Source organism: Nonomuraea sp. NPDC050556 (genome assembly GCF_044457355.1).
Lineage (GTDB): Bacteria > Actinomycetota > Actinomycetes > Streptosporangiales > Streptosporangiaceae > Nonomuraea.
Genome location: NZ_JBITGU010000001.1, coordinates 1,142,594 through 1,155,982 on the forward strand (window position 1 = coordinate 1,142,594; position 13,389 = coordinate 1,155,982).

General features: G+C 69.8%; 14 protein-coding genes and 1 pseudogene. 8 read left to right on the forward strand and 7 right to left on the reverse strand.

The features are described 5' to 3' along the window. Nucleotides 1-39: 39 nt before the first annotated feature. Both ACIBG8_RS05680 and ACIBG8_RS05685 read right to left on the reverse strand, forming a co-directional pair. Nucleotides 40-234 (reverse strand): hypothetical protein, encoded by a 195-nt coding sequence (locus ACIBG8_RS05680; RefSeq protein ID WP_397341354.1) that lies wholly within the window; start codon nt 232-234, stop codon nt 40-42. A gap of 15 nt (nt 235-249) precedes the next feature. Next, nucleotides 250-816: a dihydrofolate reductase family protein gene (locus ACIBG8_RS05685; protein ID WP_397341355.1), complete on the reverse strand. Its 567-nt coding sequence runs from the start codon at nt 814-816 to the stop codon at nt 250-252. Between the two features lie 600 nt (nt 817-1,416). On the opposite strand from ACIBG8_RS05685, the gene ACIBG8_RS05690 reads away from it, so the two are divergent. From ACIBG8_RS05690 to ACIBG8_RS05700, 3 genes and pseudogenes are all read left to right on the forward strand, one after another. Then, a complete protein-coding gene (locus ACIBG8_RS05690; RefSeq protein WP_397341357.1) occupies nt 1,417-1,995 on the forward strand; it encodes a TetR/AcrR family transcriptional regulator in 579 nt (192 codons plus the stop codon). 342 nt (nt 1,996-2,337) lie between these two features. Beyond that, nucleotides 2,338-2,835 (forward strand): NUDIX hydrolase, encoded by a 498-nt coding sequence (locus ACIBG8_RS05695; RefSeq protein ID WP_397341358.1) that lies wholly within the window; start codon nt 2,338-2,340, stop codon nt 2,833-2,835. 157 nt (nt 2,836-2,992) lie between these two features. Further along, nucleotides 2,993-3,214: pseudogene (locus tag ACIBG8_RS05700) on the forward strand (IS256 family transposase); the annotation flags it as partial. Between the two features lie 161 nt (nt 3,215-3,375). Here ACIBG8_RS05700 and ACIBG8_RS05705 read toward each other — a convergent pair. Beyond that, a complete protein-coding gene (locus ACIBG8_RS05705; protein WP_397341359.1) occupies nt 3,376-5,052 on the reverse strand; it encodes a serine/threonine-protein kinase in 1,677 nt (558 codons plus the stop codon). A 530-nt stretch (nt 5,053-5,582) separates the two neighbouring features. On the opposite strand from ACIBG8_RS05705, the gene ACIBG8_RS05710 reads away from it, so the two are divergent. Both ACIBG8_RS05710 and ACIBG8_RS05715 read left to right on the forward strand, forming a co-directional pair. Continuing rightward, nucleotides 5,583-6,224, forward strand: coding sequence for a HEAT repeat domain-containing protein (locus ACIBG8_RS05710; RefSeq protein ID WP_397341360.1), 642 nt, complete (start codon nt 5,583-5,585; stop codon nt 6,222-6,224). Nucleotides 6,225-6,230: 6 nt separating this feature from the next. Beyond that, on the forward strand, nt 6,231-7,226 hold the full coding sequence (locus tag ACIBG8_RS05715) for a HEAT repeat domain-containing protein (RefSeq protein WP_397341361.1): 996 nt from the start codon (nt 6,231-6,233) through the stop codon (nt 7,224-7,226). On the opposite strand, the gene ACIBG8_RS05720 is transcribed toward ACIBG8_RS05715, so the two are convergent. Then, nucleotides 7,213-7,920, reverse strand: coding sequence for an MBL fold metallo-hydrolase (locus ACIBG8_RS05720; RefSeq protein WP_397341362.1), 708 nt, complete (start codon nt 7,918-7,920; stop codon nt 7,213-7,215). The two genes, ACIBG8_RS05715 and ACIBG8_RS05720, sit on opposite strands and share 14 nt — an antisense overlap. Before the next feature lie 97 nt (nt 7,921-8,017). Between ACIBG8_RS05720 and ACIBG8_RS05725 the strand changes: the two genes are divergently transcribed. Then, nucleotides 8,018-8,584, forward strand: coding sequence for a TetR/AcrR family transcriptional regulator (locus tag ACIBG8_RS05725; RefSeq protein ID WP_397341363.1), 567 nt, complete (start codon nt 8,018-8,020; stop codon nt 8,582-8,584). Here the strand turns inward: ACIBG8_RS05725 and ACIBG8_RS05730 are convergent. Further along, nucleotides 8,538-9,137 (reverse strand): dihydrofolate reductase family protein, encoded by a 600-nt coding sequence (locus ACIBG8_RS05730; RefSeq protein WP_397341364.1) that lies wholly within the window; start codon nt 9,135-9,137, stop codon nt 8,538-8,540. The genes ACIBG8_RS05725 and ACIBG8_RS05730 overlap by 47 nt on opposite strands. Before the next feature lie 7 nt (nt 9,138-9,144). Continuing rightward, nucleotides 9,145-10,563 (reverse strand): PLP-dependent aminotransferase family protein, encoded by a 1,419-nt coding sequence (locus tag ACIBG8_RS05735; protein WP_397341365.1) that lies wholly within the window; start codon nt 10,561-10,563, stop codon nt 9,145-9,147. Between the two features lie 47 nt (nt 10,564-10,610). Between ACIBG8_RS05735 and ACIBG8_RS05740 the strand changes: the two genes are divergently transcribed. Next, a complete protein-coding gene (locus ACIBG8_RS05740) occupies nt 10,611-11,927 on the forward strand; it encodes an FAD-binding oxidoreductase (protein ID WP_397341366.1) in 1,317 nt (438 codons plus the stop codon). On the opposite strand, the gene ACIBG8_RS05745 is transcribed toward ACIBG8_RS05740, so the two are convergent. Beyond that, on the reverse strand, nt 11,912-12,457 hold the full coding sequence (locus tag ACIBG8_RS05745; RefSeq protein ID WP_397341367.1) for a CGNR zinc finger domain-containing protein: 546 nt from the start codon (nt 12,455-12,457) through the stop codon (nt 11,912-11,914). The two genes, ACIBG8_RS05740 and ACIBG8_RS05745, sit on opposite strands and share 16 nt — an antisense overlap. A gap of 59 nt (nt 12,458-12,516) precedes the next feature. Here ACIBG8_RS05745 and ACIBG8_RS05750 point away from each other — a divergent pair, with 59 nt between their 5' ends. Continuing rightward, the gene (locus ACIBG8_RS05750; RefSeq protein ID WP_397341368.1) at nt 12,517-13,386 is read left to right on the forward strand and encodes an alpha/beta fold hydrolase; all 870 of its coding nucleotides are present in this window, start codon (nt 12,517-12,519) and stop codon (nt 13,384-13,386) included. Nucleotides 13,387-13,389 lie beyond the last annotated feature (3 nt).

A 13,389-nucleotide genomic window follows, 5' to 3' on the forward strand; every position in this document is an offset into this window, starting at 1 on the left:
GACTGCCTCAACGGTTCGGGGCCCCCAGGGTCCGCCGCCTCAACGGTCAGGGAGCCCCTCATCGGCACCCTCAAGGGTCCGGAGCTCCGTCGACTCCACGAACGGTCCGTAGGCGAACAACGCCTCGCCGCCGCGGGTTGCTGTAACGGACGCCGCGAACCCGCCTGCGACACAGGCCTGGATCCGGTCGTTGAACACGTCGATGGCGGCCCGGCCGTTCGTGTCGTCGATCACCAGGTCCCTCAGGTGTCAGGCATACTGCGCGCGGCCCGCCGGTCGGTAGACCTGCAGCGTGATGCCCTTCGGAAAGACCCGCGACTCGACCAGCTGAAGGGCGATGTCCGGCCCACTGTCAGGGAACAGCCGGGCGCCCCGGCCGACAACCACCGGGACGATGAGGATGTTCATCTCGTCAACCAGCTCGTTCGCAAGCAGCCACCGGGTCAGGGCGCCACTGCCGTGCACCTGCAGCTCACCCTCCGGCTTGGCCTTCAACTCCCCGACGGCCGCCGCAAGGTCGCCGGAGAGGACGGACGTATCCGCCCACTGCGGGTCGGTGAGCGTGTTGGACGCCACGTACTTGCGCTTCGTGTTCAGGGCCCCGGCGAAGAGGCTGCTGGCGGGGTCCATCGCACTCCAGTATTCGGCGAAGATGTCGTAGGTCCTGCGCCCGAACAGGTAGGCGTCGGCGCGCTGGTAGGTCTGCTCCATGAACGCCCTGGACTCGTCGTCGGAGTGCACCATGGACCAGCCCGGCATGTCGTCCTCCTGCATCACACCGTCAACGGAGATCCTGGTGGTGGTCGTCAGCTTCATGATCGTGGCTCCCTTTCGTAGCGCCCCTGGTGGGCGGCCTTCCACTCCTTCTACGAACGGCTCCACCCCGATCCGACAACCCAGCGGGTCACGATCGAACGCTCAGCGGTGAGCAGGGTTGGTAGTGGGCGGGTGCCCATACGGTGGCGAAGGAATGGGCAGCCGCCCACACGGAGTCGATGAGGTCTTCGCGCCATATGGGCCAGTACGGCTTGGGCTGGCCGGGCACACGGTGGTGGAGGGGAGTGGGTAGGCGCCCATGCGGCGGTGAGGGGGTGGCGCGGACACCCGCGGCGGTGGCGGCGGAGGGAACGGGGGTGGGCACCCACGTGGTGGTGGAGGGATCGGGCGGGCACTCAAGGCGATGGATGGGATCGGGCGGGCGCCCACTCGAGGGTGGCGGGGTGGGGCGGGCACCCACGGTGATGGTGGAGGGAGTGGGCTGGCACGCGCGTGGTGGTGGAGGGAACGGGGTGGGCACTCAAGGTGATGGATGGGAGTGGGCAGGCGCCCATGTGGCGATGGAAGGATTGGGCGAGCGCCCATACGGTCGTGGAGGAGTGGGCGGGTGCCCACGGTGGTGGAAGGACGGGGTGTACGGTGCCGACTGGGGTTGCGTTGCGGGATGCGCGCGAGCAGCTGTTCGATGCCGCGGAGCGGGTGCTGCTCCGCGAGGGGCCGAGCGCGCTGACCAGCCGGGCGGTGACCACGGAGGCGGGTTGCGCCAAGGGGGTCCTGCACCGGTACTTCGCTGACTTCGACGCGTTCCTGGCCGAGCTCGTTCTGGACCGTATCCGCAAGCTTGACCAGCAGGCGGACGCCCTCCGTGCGGCGGCGGGAACTCGCACCGTGGTGGACAATCTCACTGACGCTCTGACGGAGTTGTTCGGTTCTGTGGCCGTGGCGATTGTTGGGCTGGTGATCTCGCGAGACGGGTTGCGGGCGCGGCTGCGCGAGGCCAGGCCGACCGGGATTCCGCTCATGACGGAGGCGGGGGCGATGATCGGGTCGTATCTCGCGGTCGAGCGGCACCTCGGCCGCATCCCCGCTGACGCCGATGTGGACACCCTCGCACCCACCCTGATCGGCGCCGCACACCTGCTCTTCGCCGACCGGACGGGCGATCCGCCGACCGCGGAGGCCGTACGGAAGGTTGTGACGGCGGTTATCGCGGCATAGCCCAGAGGGTGGGTGACGGTGGTTATCGCCGCGTAACGCGGAAGGTTGTGGCCGCTTGGTACTGAAGGGTGTGACAGTGGCTGTCGCCGCTCAACGGAGGGGCGTGATGGTCGCTCTACGTGGGTGACGTTCACGGCTGTGTCATCAACCCCAACACGGGCGCGAGCTCGCACGGCATCACCTTGACTGCGCGGAGCTCCTGACCCCTTGGTGGTGTCGATCCGAAGGCGAGCCCCGAGCAGGTGACGCTTGTTCTCTGGAAGACGCGTCGCTCCACTGGTGAGCGTCACCACAGCCGCTTGACGAGCAAGGTTGTCGGTGGTGTCTGCGATCGTTTGGTGCGTGGGTGAGCTGGTCGAGCGGGTGGATGAACACGATCGCGTGCTGGGAGTCGTGGAGCGCGCGGAGGCGGTGCGTCGGAGGTGGGTGCATCGGATTGCGACGACGATCTGCCGCGATCCGCTGGGGCGGATCCTTGTGCTGCGCCGGGCCGAGGGGCATGTTCGCTTTCCCGGCCACTACGACGTGATGGTCGGCGGCGCTGTGGGGGTGGGGGAATCGTATGAGGGTGCGGCGGCGCGTGAGCTGGTGGAGGAACTGGGGGTTGGCGTCTCGGTCGGGTTTCTGTTCAAGTTCCTTTGGCAGGGCGGGATCGGCCCTGTCTGGTTCGGGGTGCACGAGGCCCTGATCGGCGAGCCAGTGGCTCCGGATCCGGCTGAGATCGGTTGGCACGCCTGGCTCACGGAGCTTGAGCTGCGGCAGGTGGTCAGTCGGGGGCCCTTCGTTCCAGGTGGGCGAGAAGCTCTGCGCCGGTATCTTGGCGGCTCAGCTCAGTGGTGAGCAATCACTCGCTGGCTGATGGTCTCTCGGCTGCAGGACGGGGCAGAGCAATGACCGAAACCTGTGGATCTGACGGGAAGGTGTGTACCTTCCCAAATCATCTGATCAAGGTTTCGAGATAGGCCAACGCGCCAACGTCGGTCGGGAAGGCACACCCGTGCCGCTCACCGTAGTACCCGAGCTGCCCGCTGACGACAACTCTCCGACGGGCTCTTCCTCGCTGATCGACCAGATCCTCCGTGAGGGTGCACGCAAGATGCTCGCCGCCGCGCTGCAGGCCGAGGTGGACGCCTACATCGCCGCCTTCGCCGATGAGCGCGATGAGCGCGATGAGAACGGTCGCCGCCTGGTCGTACGCAACGGCCACCACCAGCCGCGCGTGGGTCGACGACGAGATCACCCGCGCCGACCGCGATTGGGTGGCCGAGCACCATCACGGCCGCGCCCTCCTCCACCCCGTCGTAGCATCCCGAGGCCTCACCAACACAGACATCACCACCCTCGACGAATGGCTACGTTCAGCCTGATCCACAATTGCTCTCAGGCGGCGACGCCTGCCGGTGAAGGTGCTTTTCCAGCCCGTACGGCACGCACGAGCAGGCTCGCTGCGAGGGCGACGTGCCACAGCGCGAAGCCCAGTGCGCTGATGGCGTCCCAAACGGTGATGTCGTCCCAGCCGACACCGCGGTTTTCTATCGCGAACCAGAGCACGTACGTCGCCATGGAGATGAGCCCGGTCAAGGTGCCGAGCACCGCGGGGATCCAGCCTGCTCGCCAGGCCAGCAATGCCGTGAGCACGACCAGCAGCCCCTGGACCGCGGAAACGGCGATCACTGCCTGCTGGTCGAATCCTGTCACCATGGTGATCGACACCGTCACGCTCACGAGAGCCGTCAGAAGGATGGTGATGGTTGCGCCGAGGCTTGTTCGCCGGAGGGCGACGGCGAGGGTGACCAGCGCTGCTACCAGGGTGATGTCGCTGATCACCCACACCGCCAGCATGATCTCCCGCAGCTCCTTCCTGCCCCAGACGAGAACGATGATGGTCAGGACCAGGATGAACAAACCGGACAACAGGGTCAGGGCCAGCGCGGTGGTCGCCTGCGGCACTCCCGTGTTCGGCTTGGCTGGGCGAGCGTGCGGGTGCATGGGCGGTGACCCCCAACCCGGCTGTTGGGCTCCAGGCATGGGCTGACCCCAGCCAGGTTGCTGCCCACCAGAACCCCAGCCGCCCTGTTGCCCTCCAGAACCCCAACCTGGCTGTTGCCCGCCGGAACCCCCGCCAACCTGTTGGCCCCCAGAACCCCAGCCTGGCTGCTGTCCGCCGGAATGGACAGGCGGACCCCCGTGGGCCCCGGCCCCATGCGCGGCCGCGGCTGGCCGAACGGTGTGCTGGTCGGCGTCGGGCAGCAGCAGGGTCGCGGGCGGTGGCCCTGACAGCAGGGTGGGCCGTTCGGCCAACGCAGCCGGAAGCTCCTCCCCGGTGATCCGCCGCAGCAGGTTGGCGGCACTGGGTCGGGACGCGGGGTTCTTGGACAGACAGGCAGCCAGCATCGGCCGCAGTTCATCGGGCACAGCGGACAGATCCGGCTCCCGAGTCATGATCGCATGCATGATCGCCGGAAAAGTATCCCCGCGAAACGCCTGCTGCCCACTGGCCGCGTAGATCATCGTCGTGGCCCAGCTGAACATGTCCATCGCCGAAGTGGGCGAACCCCCCTCGAACTGCTCCGGCGCCATGAACGCAGGAGTCCCCATGACGCTGTGCGTGGCACTACGATCCAACGCCCGAGCGATCCCGAAATCGATCACCACCGGCCCCTCGGGACCCAAGATCACATTGCTCGGCTTGAAGTCCCGATGCACGATCCCGGCCCGATGAATCGCCGCCAACGCGGTCAACGTCGTCACGGCAAGCCGTTCCAGCCCACTCCCCGACCGCGGCCCCTCCTTCAGGACCAGCTCATCCAGCGCAGGCCCCGGAATGTGCTCACTGACGATATACGGCCGCTCATCCGCGATCCCGACATCCAGCACCCGTGCCGTACAGAAGGGAGCCACCCGCCGCGCCGACTCGGCCTCCTGCAGAAACCGCTGGCGCGCGTTGTCATCGGCCAGCGCCTCAATGTGCAGGGCCTTAACCGCCACCTGCTGTCCAGCGGGCCCCTGTCCGAGATAGACAGTGCCCTGGCCGCCCCGGCCCAGGACACCCGTCAACCGATACTCGCCAAGTTGTCCGGGATCTCCCGGTGTGAGGGGTTGCACAAGATCCGACCCTATATGTTGACCTTCTGGCGGGCCGCGTGGTCATGGAACGGGCACCACAGCGGGTGGGAGCAATGATCGAAGAACTTGATCCAGAGGTCTTGACGATTACTCCGGGGCAGCGGCTTCAGCTCACTCGTGACCGGAGGAGGCTGGCCACGGCGTCTCGGCAGGGTCGATCGACCGGGGAAGGCCGCGGCGGCCTGAAGCGGGAGGCGGTGACGGCGGTTGTCGCTGCTTGACGAAGGCCGTGGTGGTGGTCGTCGCTTGATGCCGAGGGCCGAGGGTCGTGGGCGTGGCCGCTTGACCCCCATGGCCGTCGGCGGCCGTCGTGGCCGCTTGACGCCCACGGCCGCGGTGGTGGGCGTCGCCACTTGTCGCCCATGGCCGGGGTGGTTGTCGCCGTTTGAGGTCGAAGGTTGTGGTGGCGGTGGTTGGTGTCGCTTGACCTTGACACGGTGACAAGGTTTTCACTACACGGCATGGACACGACTCGAGCATTCCAGGAGCTGGACGACACCAGCTCATCAGTACGGCTGCGCGCCGCAATGGCAGTCGGCACCACCCCAAAGCCCCAGTTCGTCGAAAAACTCATCCACCGCTGCGCCATCGAGCCCGAGTTCTACGTACGCGACATGCTCACCTGGGCCCTCACCCGCCACCCGGCCACGATGACAGTCCCAGCCCTCCTGGACGAGCTCCGCAAAGAGCACCCCCAGGCACGAAGCCAGGCCCTGCATACGTTGTCGAAGATCGGGGACCGCCAGGCGTGGCCCGCCATCACCCGAGCCCTGCTGACCGACGAAGATGAAGACGTGGCAAGGAGCGCCTGGCGCGCCGCGGTCGTGCTCGTACCCGAGGGAGAGGAGCCCGAGCTGGCCGAAGTACTGTCGACACAGCTCGGCCGCGGCCAAAGGGAGACGCAGCTGAGCCTCAGCCGCGCGCTCGTCGCGCTCGGCGAGGTGATCGTGCCCACGCTGGAGACCGCGACGACCAACAAAGACCCGCGCGTCCGCGCGCACGCGGTAGCGACGGAAAGGCTGCTGCGCGACCCCGACGCCGGCTTCGAGTTCTCGATCGAGGCGGCCAAGCGCGTAGCTGCGCTCGGCGTCCAGGAGGAGTGACAGGCAGTGTTGATCGGTGATGTGGCACGGCGGTCCGGGGTCAGCGCCCGCATGCTCCGCCACTATGACTCCCTGGGCCTGGTACGGCCGACCGGACGTAGCGGCTCCGGCTACCGGGAGTACTCCAGCGAGGACGTCCAGCGGATCTTCCACATCGAGAGCCTGCGATCCTTGGGGTTGTCGCTGCGCGACGTCGGCCGCGCACTCGACGACCCAGGCTTCACGCCCTCGGAGCTCGTCGACGACCTCATCCGCCAGACGCGAGAGCGCATTGCGGCAGAGACGGAGCTGCTCACCCGCCTGCGCCAGATCGACGCCGTGGAGCCCGACGGCTGGGAGGACGTCCTCCAGATCGTCGCCCTCCTCCAGGCGCTGGGGTCGAAGAGCCCCGGCAGGCGCCAGCGCGCGGCCCTGTCCTCGGTCGACGAGGGTGCGATGCCGGTCGAAGCGCTGGTCGAGGCGGCGCTGAGCGAATCGGACCCGAACGTCGCCGGAGCCATCCGCTGGGCGCTGGCCCAGTCGGGAGAGGACGGCCTGGCGCTGCTGGCGCGGGGCCTCGGCTCGCCGGTGGCCGAGGTGCGCGGGCGTGCCGTACAGTCCATCGCCGAGATCCAGAACGGCGAGGCCACCGTACTGCTGAAGGAAGCCCTCACGAACCCCGACGCCGTGGTCCGCAGGTATGCGGCGCTGGCGCTCGGGGCGCGCGGCGTGGCAGACACGATCCCGGCGCTGATCGACATCGTCGCCGAGGGGACGAACGACGTCGACGCCGCCGACGCACTGAGCGCGCTGGCGAGCCGTCCCGCCCTGGTGGAGCGGATCACCGCCGGGCTCGTCGACCGCCTCACCGACGCGGAGCCGCCCGCACGCCTGCGGCTGACCCAGGCGCTGGCGGACATCCCGGGCCCCGTGGCCTCACGGGCCCTCGCCGACCTGGCGCAGGACGAGGACCGCGCCGTCGCGCTCACCGCGAGCTACATCTTGCAGGTCAGGCGCTCCTGACCGCCTTGCCCACCTCGGCCGGTGACGTACGCCAGGGGGCGCCGTGGCCGGGAAGCACCCACGACGCCGACAGCCCGGCGATCCGGTCGAGCGAGGAGAGCGCCTCTGCCGGGTCGTCGGTGAAGGGCGCCGGCTGCGGGCCGCCGCGCCCGGTCAGGACGTGCCGCGTGGTGAGGGCGTCCCCGACGAAGACCGCGTCCGCGATCGGGACGTGCACCGCCACGCTCCCCGGAGAGTGTCCGGGCATGCCCACGATCACCGGGCTCCCCGGCAGGTCCAGGACGTCGCCGTCACCGATCTCGGTGACCTCGCTGACATAACGCGTGCGCAGGCCGTTCTTGCGGATGGAGTAACCGAAGAAGCCGAGCGTCGGGCCGAGGCGCATGGGACCGAAGGCGACCTTGGGCTTCTCGCCCGTACGGGTGCGTACGGCGTCGGCGGCGTGCACGAACACCGGCACCCCGTGCTCGCTGCGCAGACGTTCGGCGAAGCCGATGTGGTCGGAGTCGCCGTGGGTCAGTACGAGCCCGCGGATGTCGTCGACGGACTTGCCCAGGGAGCCGAGTTCGTCCTGCAGATCCCGCCAGTGGCCGGGCAGCCCCGCGTCGATGAGCGTGATGCCCTCGGGGGTGTCGACGAGGTAGCACGCCACGAGATCGTTGCCGAGGCGGTGCAGGTGGGGTGCGAGTTTCATGGTACTTCTTTCGAGGGCCTGGACGGAGATCGTCGATAGCTAACATAATTAGCCATGATGGCTAACGTCAATAGCTTTCGTTCCGGGAGGACGGACGGTGCCGACGCCTGAGAAAACCTCGTTGAGCGGGATCGTCGCCGCGGGGCGTGAACTGCTGGAGGCGACGGGTCCGCAGGGTCTGACCATGCAGAACATCGCGGAACGGGTGGGCGTGCGCGCCCCGTCCCTGTACAAACACGTCGGCAACCGCGCGGCGCTGCTGGCCGCCGTCGCCGAGGCCACCGTGGACGACCTGGCCGAGCGGATGGAGTCGCTCGACGGTTCGATCGAGGGGCTGGCGCGCGGCTACCGGCGGTTCGCGCACGACTGGCCGGAGGGGTTCCGGCTGATGTTGTCAGGGGACGCGTCGCCCGAGGCGCTCGCCCGCGCGGCCGCCCCGGTGCTGGACGCGTCCAGGCGGCTCGTCGGCGAGCGGGACGCGCTCGAAGCCGCGCGGCTGGTGACGGCGTGGGCGACCGGTTTCATCGAGATGGAGCTCATCGGTGCCTTCCGGCTCGGCGGCGACGTCGATCGGGCCTTCGAGTACGGCCTGGCCGGTATCTGCCGGGCACTTGACGTCACGCGTACCGCGGGCGACCTGCGGGCCGGTACACCTGGACCGTGATGCCCTTCGGGTAGGCCCGCGACTCCACCAGGTCGAGCGCCAGGTCCGGCCCGCTGCCGGGGAACAGCCGCGTGCCCTGGCCGACGATCACCGGGCAGACGAGCAGGGTGATCTCGTCGGCCAGTTGGTTGTCGAGGAGCCAGCGGACCAGGTTGCCGCTCCCGTGCACCTGCAGCTCACCCCCCGGCCTGGCCTTCAGCTCGCGGAGGGCCGCCGCGAGGTCGCCGGACAGGACGGTCGTGTCCGGCCACGGCGCGCCGGTGAGCGTGTTGGAGGCGACGTACTTGGGCCGCGCGTTCAAGGCGTCCGCGATGGGTCCGCTGCCCTGCGGCATCGCTCCCCAGTATCCGGCGAAGAGCTCGTAGGTCCGCCGGCCGAACAGGAAGGCGTCGGCGCGCTGGTACGTCTCGTCGACGAAGGCCATGGCCTCGCTGTCGAACAGCGGCCTGGCCCATCCGCCGCGCTCGAACCCGGGGTCGAGGATCGGATGGCGCCCGCCGTTCCCCTGCATCACGCCATCGACGGAGACTTGCGTGTGGGTCGTCAGCTTCATGTCTTGTCTACGAACGCGCCCGGCCCGATCCGACACCTCCGCGGGAAAGGATCTCGCCGATGACGGTGACGCCGTCCACGATGGCGCGCTCGGACAGCGACGAGTACCCGAAGATGAGCCCGCCGGGCCCCGTGCTGGTCAACCGGTACGGTGTGACGCCGTTGACGGCGACGCCACGGGCCGCGGCGGCGGAGACGACGGCGGCCTCGTCCACCTCGGGCGGCAGCCACGTGACCAGGTGCAGCCCGGCGGCGATGCCGACCGGCTCCAGCATCGGCGCCTTCTCCCGGAGAGCGGCCAGGAGGGCGTCGCGGCGGCGGCGGTAGACGGGCCGCATCCGGCGCAGATGCCGGTCGAACTCGCCCCGGGTGAGGAAGTCGGCGAACACCAGCTGGTCCAGAGCGGGCGACCCCCGGTCGGCGACGACCTTGGCGGTGGCGACGGCGTCGGCCAGCCGCCGCGGCACGACGAGCCACCCCAGCCGCAGCCCGGGAGCGAGCGTCTTGCTCGCCGACCCCGCGTACACCACCGAGTCCGGCGCGAGCCCCTGGATCGCCCCGATCGGCGCGCGGTCGTAGCGGTACTCGGCGTCGTAGTCGTCCTCGACGATCAGCGCCCCGCGCCGCGCGGCCCAGCGCAGCACCGCCGCCCGCGACTCGGCGGACAGCACGCCGCCGGTCGGCCACTGGTGCGACGGGGTCAGCACGACGGCGTCGGCGTCGGTGCGTTCCAGCAGGTCGACCCGGATGCCGTCCCGGTCGACCGGCACGCCGACGACCTCGATCCCGGCGGCGGCCGCCACCAGCCGGGCGTCGTCGTCGGCCGACGGGTCCTCGACCGCCAGCCGTCGCGCCCCCGACTGGGCCAGCACGGCGATGGTCAGCGCGATGCCCTGGGCGTACCCGTTGACGATCACCATGTTGTCCGGGTCGACCGACGCGCCCCGCACCCGGTTGAGGTAACCGGCGAGCGCCTCGCGCAGCTCGGGCATGCCACGACCGCTCAGGTAGAGGAAACGCTCATTGGGAGCGTCGGCCAGTACCCGGCGGATCGACCGCATCCACACGGCCCTGGGGAAGTGGGAGACGTCGGACCTGCCGTACGCGAAGTCGATCATCGGCGGCGGCGCGGGCTCCGAGGGTACGGCCGGCGCGGCGGGCTCCTGGCCGATGGCGACCTCGGTGTAGCCGCCGGGCCTGCTGGTCAGGTATCCCTCGGCGACGAGCTGCTGGTACGCCTCGACGACCACGCCCCTGGACACCCCGAGGTCCCCTGCCAGCGTCCTGGTCGGCGGCAGCGCGGTGCCGATCCGCAGCCGACCGGCCCGGACGGCGTCCCTGATCGCGGCCTCGATCTGCCGGTGCAGCGCCGCCCCGCCGTCCCGCCGAAGCTCGATCAGCAGGGAATTGGACTGGATTTCTACCATCGAATCGGACCTTATCCCGGGTACCGATTCGCTGCCAGTCTCTACTCATGACGACAACGACCTTGACCGGGAGCCGGGTGCTCCTCCCCGGCGACGCAGGCTACGACGACGCCCGGACCGTGTGGAACGGCATGATCGACCACCACCCCCGCATGATCGTCCGCGCGGAGAGCACGGACGACGTGGTGACGGCGGTACGCACCGCCCGCGAGCTCGGCCTGGAGATCGGCGTGCGCTGCGGCGGGCACAGCAGCGTCGGCCACGCCGTACCGGACGACGGCCTCATGATCGACCTCACACCGCTGTCCGGCGTCCGCGTCGACCCGGCCGCCCGGCGCGCGTGGATCCAGGGCGGCGCGCTGCTCGGCGTCCTCGACCGGGCCACCCAGAAGTACGGCCTGGCCACCACGGCGGGCAACGTCTCGCACACCGGCGTCGGTGGCCTCACGCTCGGCGGCGGCATGGGCTGGCTCGCCCGCCAGTACGGCCTGGCCTGCGACAACGTGGCCTCCTACACGATGGTCACCGCCGAGGGCGAGGTCGTGCGGGCCAGCAGGACCGAGCGCCCCGAGCTGTTCTGGGGCCTGCGTGGCGGCGGCGGGAACTTCGGCGTCGTCACCGAGTTCGAGTTCGTGCTGCACCCGGTCGGCACCAGGACCCTGGTCGCCGAGTACACCTTCCCCCTGGACAGGGTCGTTCCCGCGCTCAAGGCGTGGCGCGACCTCAACGCTGAGGCCCCGCGCGAGGCGACGTTCACCGCGAGCATCGGCAAGGACGACGTGGCCACGCTCGGCTTCGTGTGGGTCGGCGACCCGGAGCGGGCGGGCGGCCTCCTGCGCCGGTTCGAGACCCTCGGCCGGCCGAGCGCCACCAGCGTCCGCGAGATGTCCTATGTGGAGCTCCAGAGCCGCGAGGACACCGTCGAACGCCACTCGCTGCGCCGCTACTCCAAGGGCCACTACCTGCGCCAGTTCCCGGACGAGGCCATCGAGGCGTTCGCCGACCGCGGCGGGTCAGGCCCGCGACCCAGCGTGGGGCTGCAGGCGTACGGCGGAGCCATCGCGGACGTGCCTGACGAGGACGCGGCGTTCTCCCATCGGGCGACGCTCTTCGAGTTCGGCACCGGCACGAGCTGGACCGACCGCGCCGAGGACGAGGTCAGGATCGCGGCCGCCCGGCGCAGCGCCGCCGCGATGGCGCCGTTCGCCAGCGGCGTCTACGTCAACGCCCTGTCCGACGAGGGCGCGGAGGGCGTCCGCCGGGCCTACTCAGCGGAGAAGCTCGCCAAGCTGGTCGCACTCAAGCGGGCCTACGACCCGCACAACGTCTTCCACCTCAACCACAACATTCAGCCGGACCTGTGACGCTGGTAGTGGCGGGCGACTCTGGCGCGGTTGCCGCAGCGGGTGGGGGAGCACCACATCCGGCGGGGATTCGCGGGCAGGAACACCATCACGCAGTCGTCCGCAGAGCACTCCCTGATCCTGGTCACGCCCGGGTCGGTGAGCAGCTCGGCCGCCGCTTCGGCCAGCCAGGCGGCCAACTGCGCCCCCGCAGGACCGGTGCGGGTGCGGGTCGCGGTGAGGGCGGAGCCCGTCCAGTTCAGCTCGCGCAGAACAGGGGCCGCGAGCTGGGCCTGGTTGAGGGCGTCGAGATCGGCAGCCGCAGGGCGCAGGCCCTGGCGTACAGCACCGAGAGCTCGTGCGGTGTGCTCGCGGACGGCGTGCACGGCGGCCAGGTCGGCCGCCACGAGGGGCCCCACCGGGGGGAGCGGCTCCAGGGCCAGCCATGCTTCGAGGTCGGCGGGCGTGGCCAGGAGGTCTCCCTGCTGGGGGCGGGTGTTGACCAGGTCCAGGGCCAAGGGCTCCCCGGTCAGGGGGACTGCGTCGTTCATGGACCTAATGGTACATCGTGGATTTGACGCATTAGGCATGACCCACTACAACTGACGCCATGACGCATGTAGCTCGCATCACCCACAACCAGGTCGACGTCGACGGTGTGCAGGTCTTCTACCGGGAGTCGGTGCCGGACGACGCGGACGCTCCGGTGTTGCTGCTGCTGCACGGGTTTCCGACGGCCTCGCACCAGTTCCGCCGCCTCATGGACGCGCTGGGCAGCCGCTTCCGCCTGATCGCCCCCGACTACCCGGGGTTCGGGCACACGCAGGCGCCCGACGGGTTCACCTACAGCTTCGACCGCCTCGCCGACGTCACCGAGGGGTTCGTGCAGGCCCTCGGGCTGTCGCGGTTCGCCATGTACGTCTTCGACTTCGGCGCGCCCGTGGGCTTCCGCCTCGCGGAGCGCCACCCCGAGTGGATCACCGGCCTGGTCGTACAGAACGGCAACGCCTACGAGGACGGCCTGTCCCCGATGGCCCGCGACTTCGTCGCCCTGCGCCCGGCGACCGAGGGCGCCGAGGACATCGTGCGCGGCCTGCTCACCCTGGAGGGCACCCGAGGGCAGTACGAGACGGGCGTCGCCGACCTCTCGCTGCTCGCCCCCGACGCCTGGACCCTCGACCAGCACTTCCTCGACCTGCCCGGCCGCAAGGAGGCGCAGGTGGCGCTGGCGTTCGACTACCACTCCAACGTCGAACGCTACCCGGCCTGGCAGGCGTGGCTGCGCGAGCACACCCCGCCCACGCTGGTCGTGTGGGGGACCGGCGACCTGTTCTTCACCGAGGCCGGCGCGCGGGCGTTCCTGCGCGACCTGCCCGACGCGCAGCTCCACCTGTTCGAGGCCGGGCACTTCGCCCTGGAGACCCACCTGCCCGAGATCGCGCCGCTGATCGCGGAGTTCTTGACTTCGAGTGCGCTCTGATTC

Coding starts and splice junctions, on each gene's coding strand:
- ACIBG8_RS05685 (WP_397341355.1), bottom strand. CDS start 816: ATGAAGCTGACGACCACCACCAGGATCTCCGTTGACGGTGTGATGCAG.
- ACIBG8_RS05710 (WP_397341360.1), top strand. CDS start 5,583: ATGGACACGACTCGAGCATTCCAGGAGCTGGACGACACCAGCTCATCA.
- ACIBG8_RS05720 (WP_397341362.1), bottom strand. CDS start 7,920: ATGAAACTCGCACCCCACCTGCACCGCCTCGGCAACGATCTCGTGGCG.
- ACIBG8_RS05730 (WP_397341364.1), bottom strand. CDS start 9,137: ATGAAGCTGACGACCCACACGCAAGTCTCCGTCGATGGCGTGATGCAG.
- ACIBG8_RS05735 (WP_397341365.1), bottom strand. CDS start 10,563: ATGGTAGAAATCCAGTCCAATTCCCTGCTGATCGAGCTTCGGCGGGAC.
- ACIBG8_RS05740 (WP_397341366.1), top strand. CDS start 10,611: ATGACGACAACGACCTTGACCGGGAGCCGGGTGCTCCTCCCCGGCGAC.
- ACIBG8_RS05745 (WP_397341367.1), bottom strand. CDS start 12,457: ATGAACGACGCAGTCCCCCTGACCGGGGAGCCCTTGGCCCTGGACCTG.
- ACIBG8_RS05750 (WP_397341368.1), top strand. CDS start 12,517: ATGACGCATGTAGCTCGCATCACCCACAACCAGGTCGACGTCGACGGT.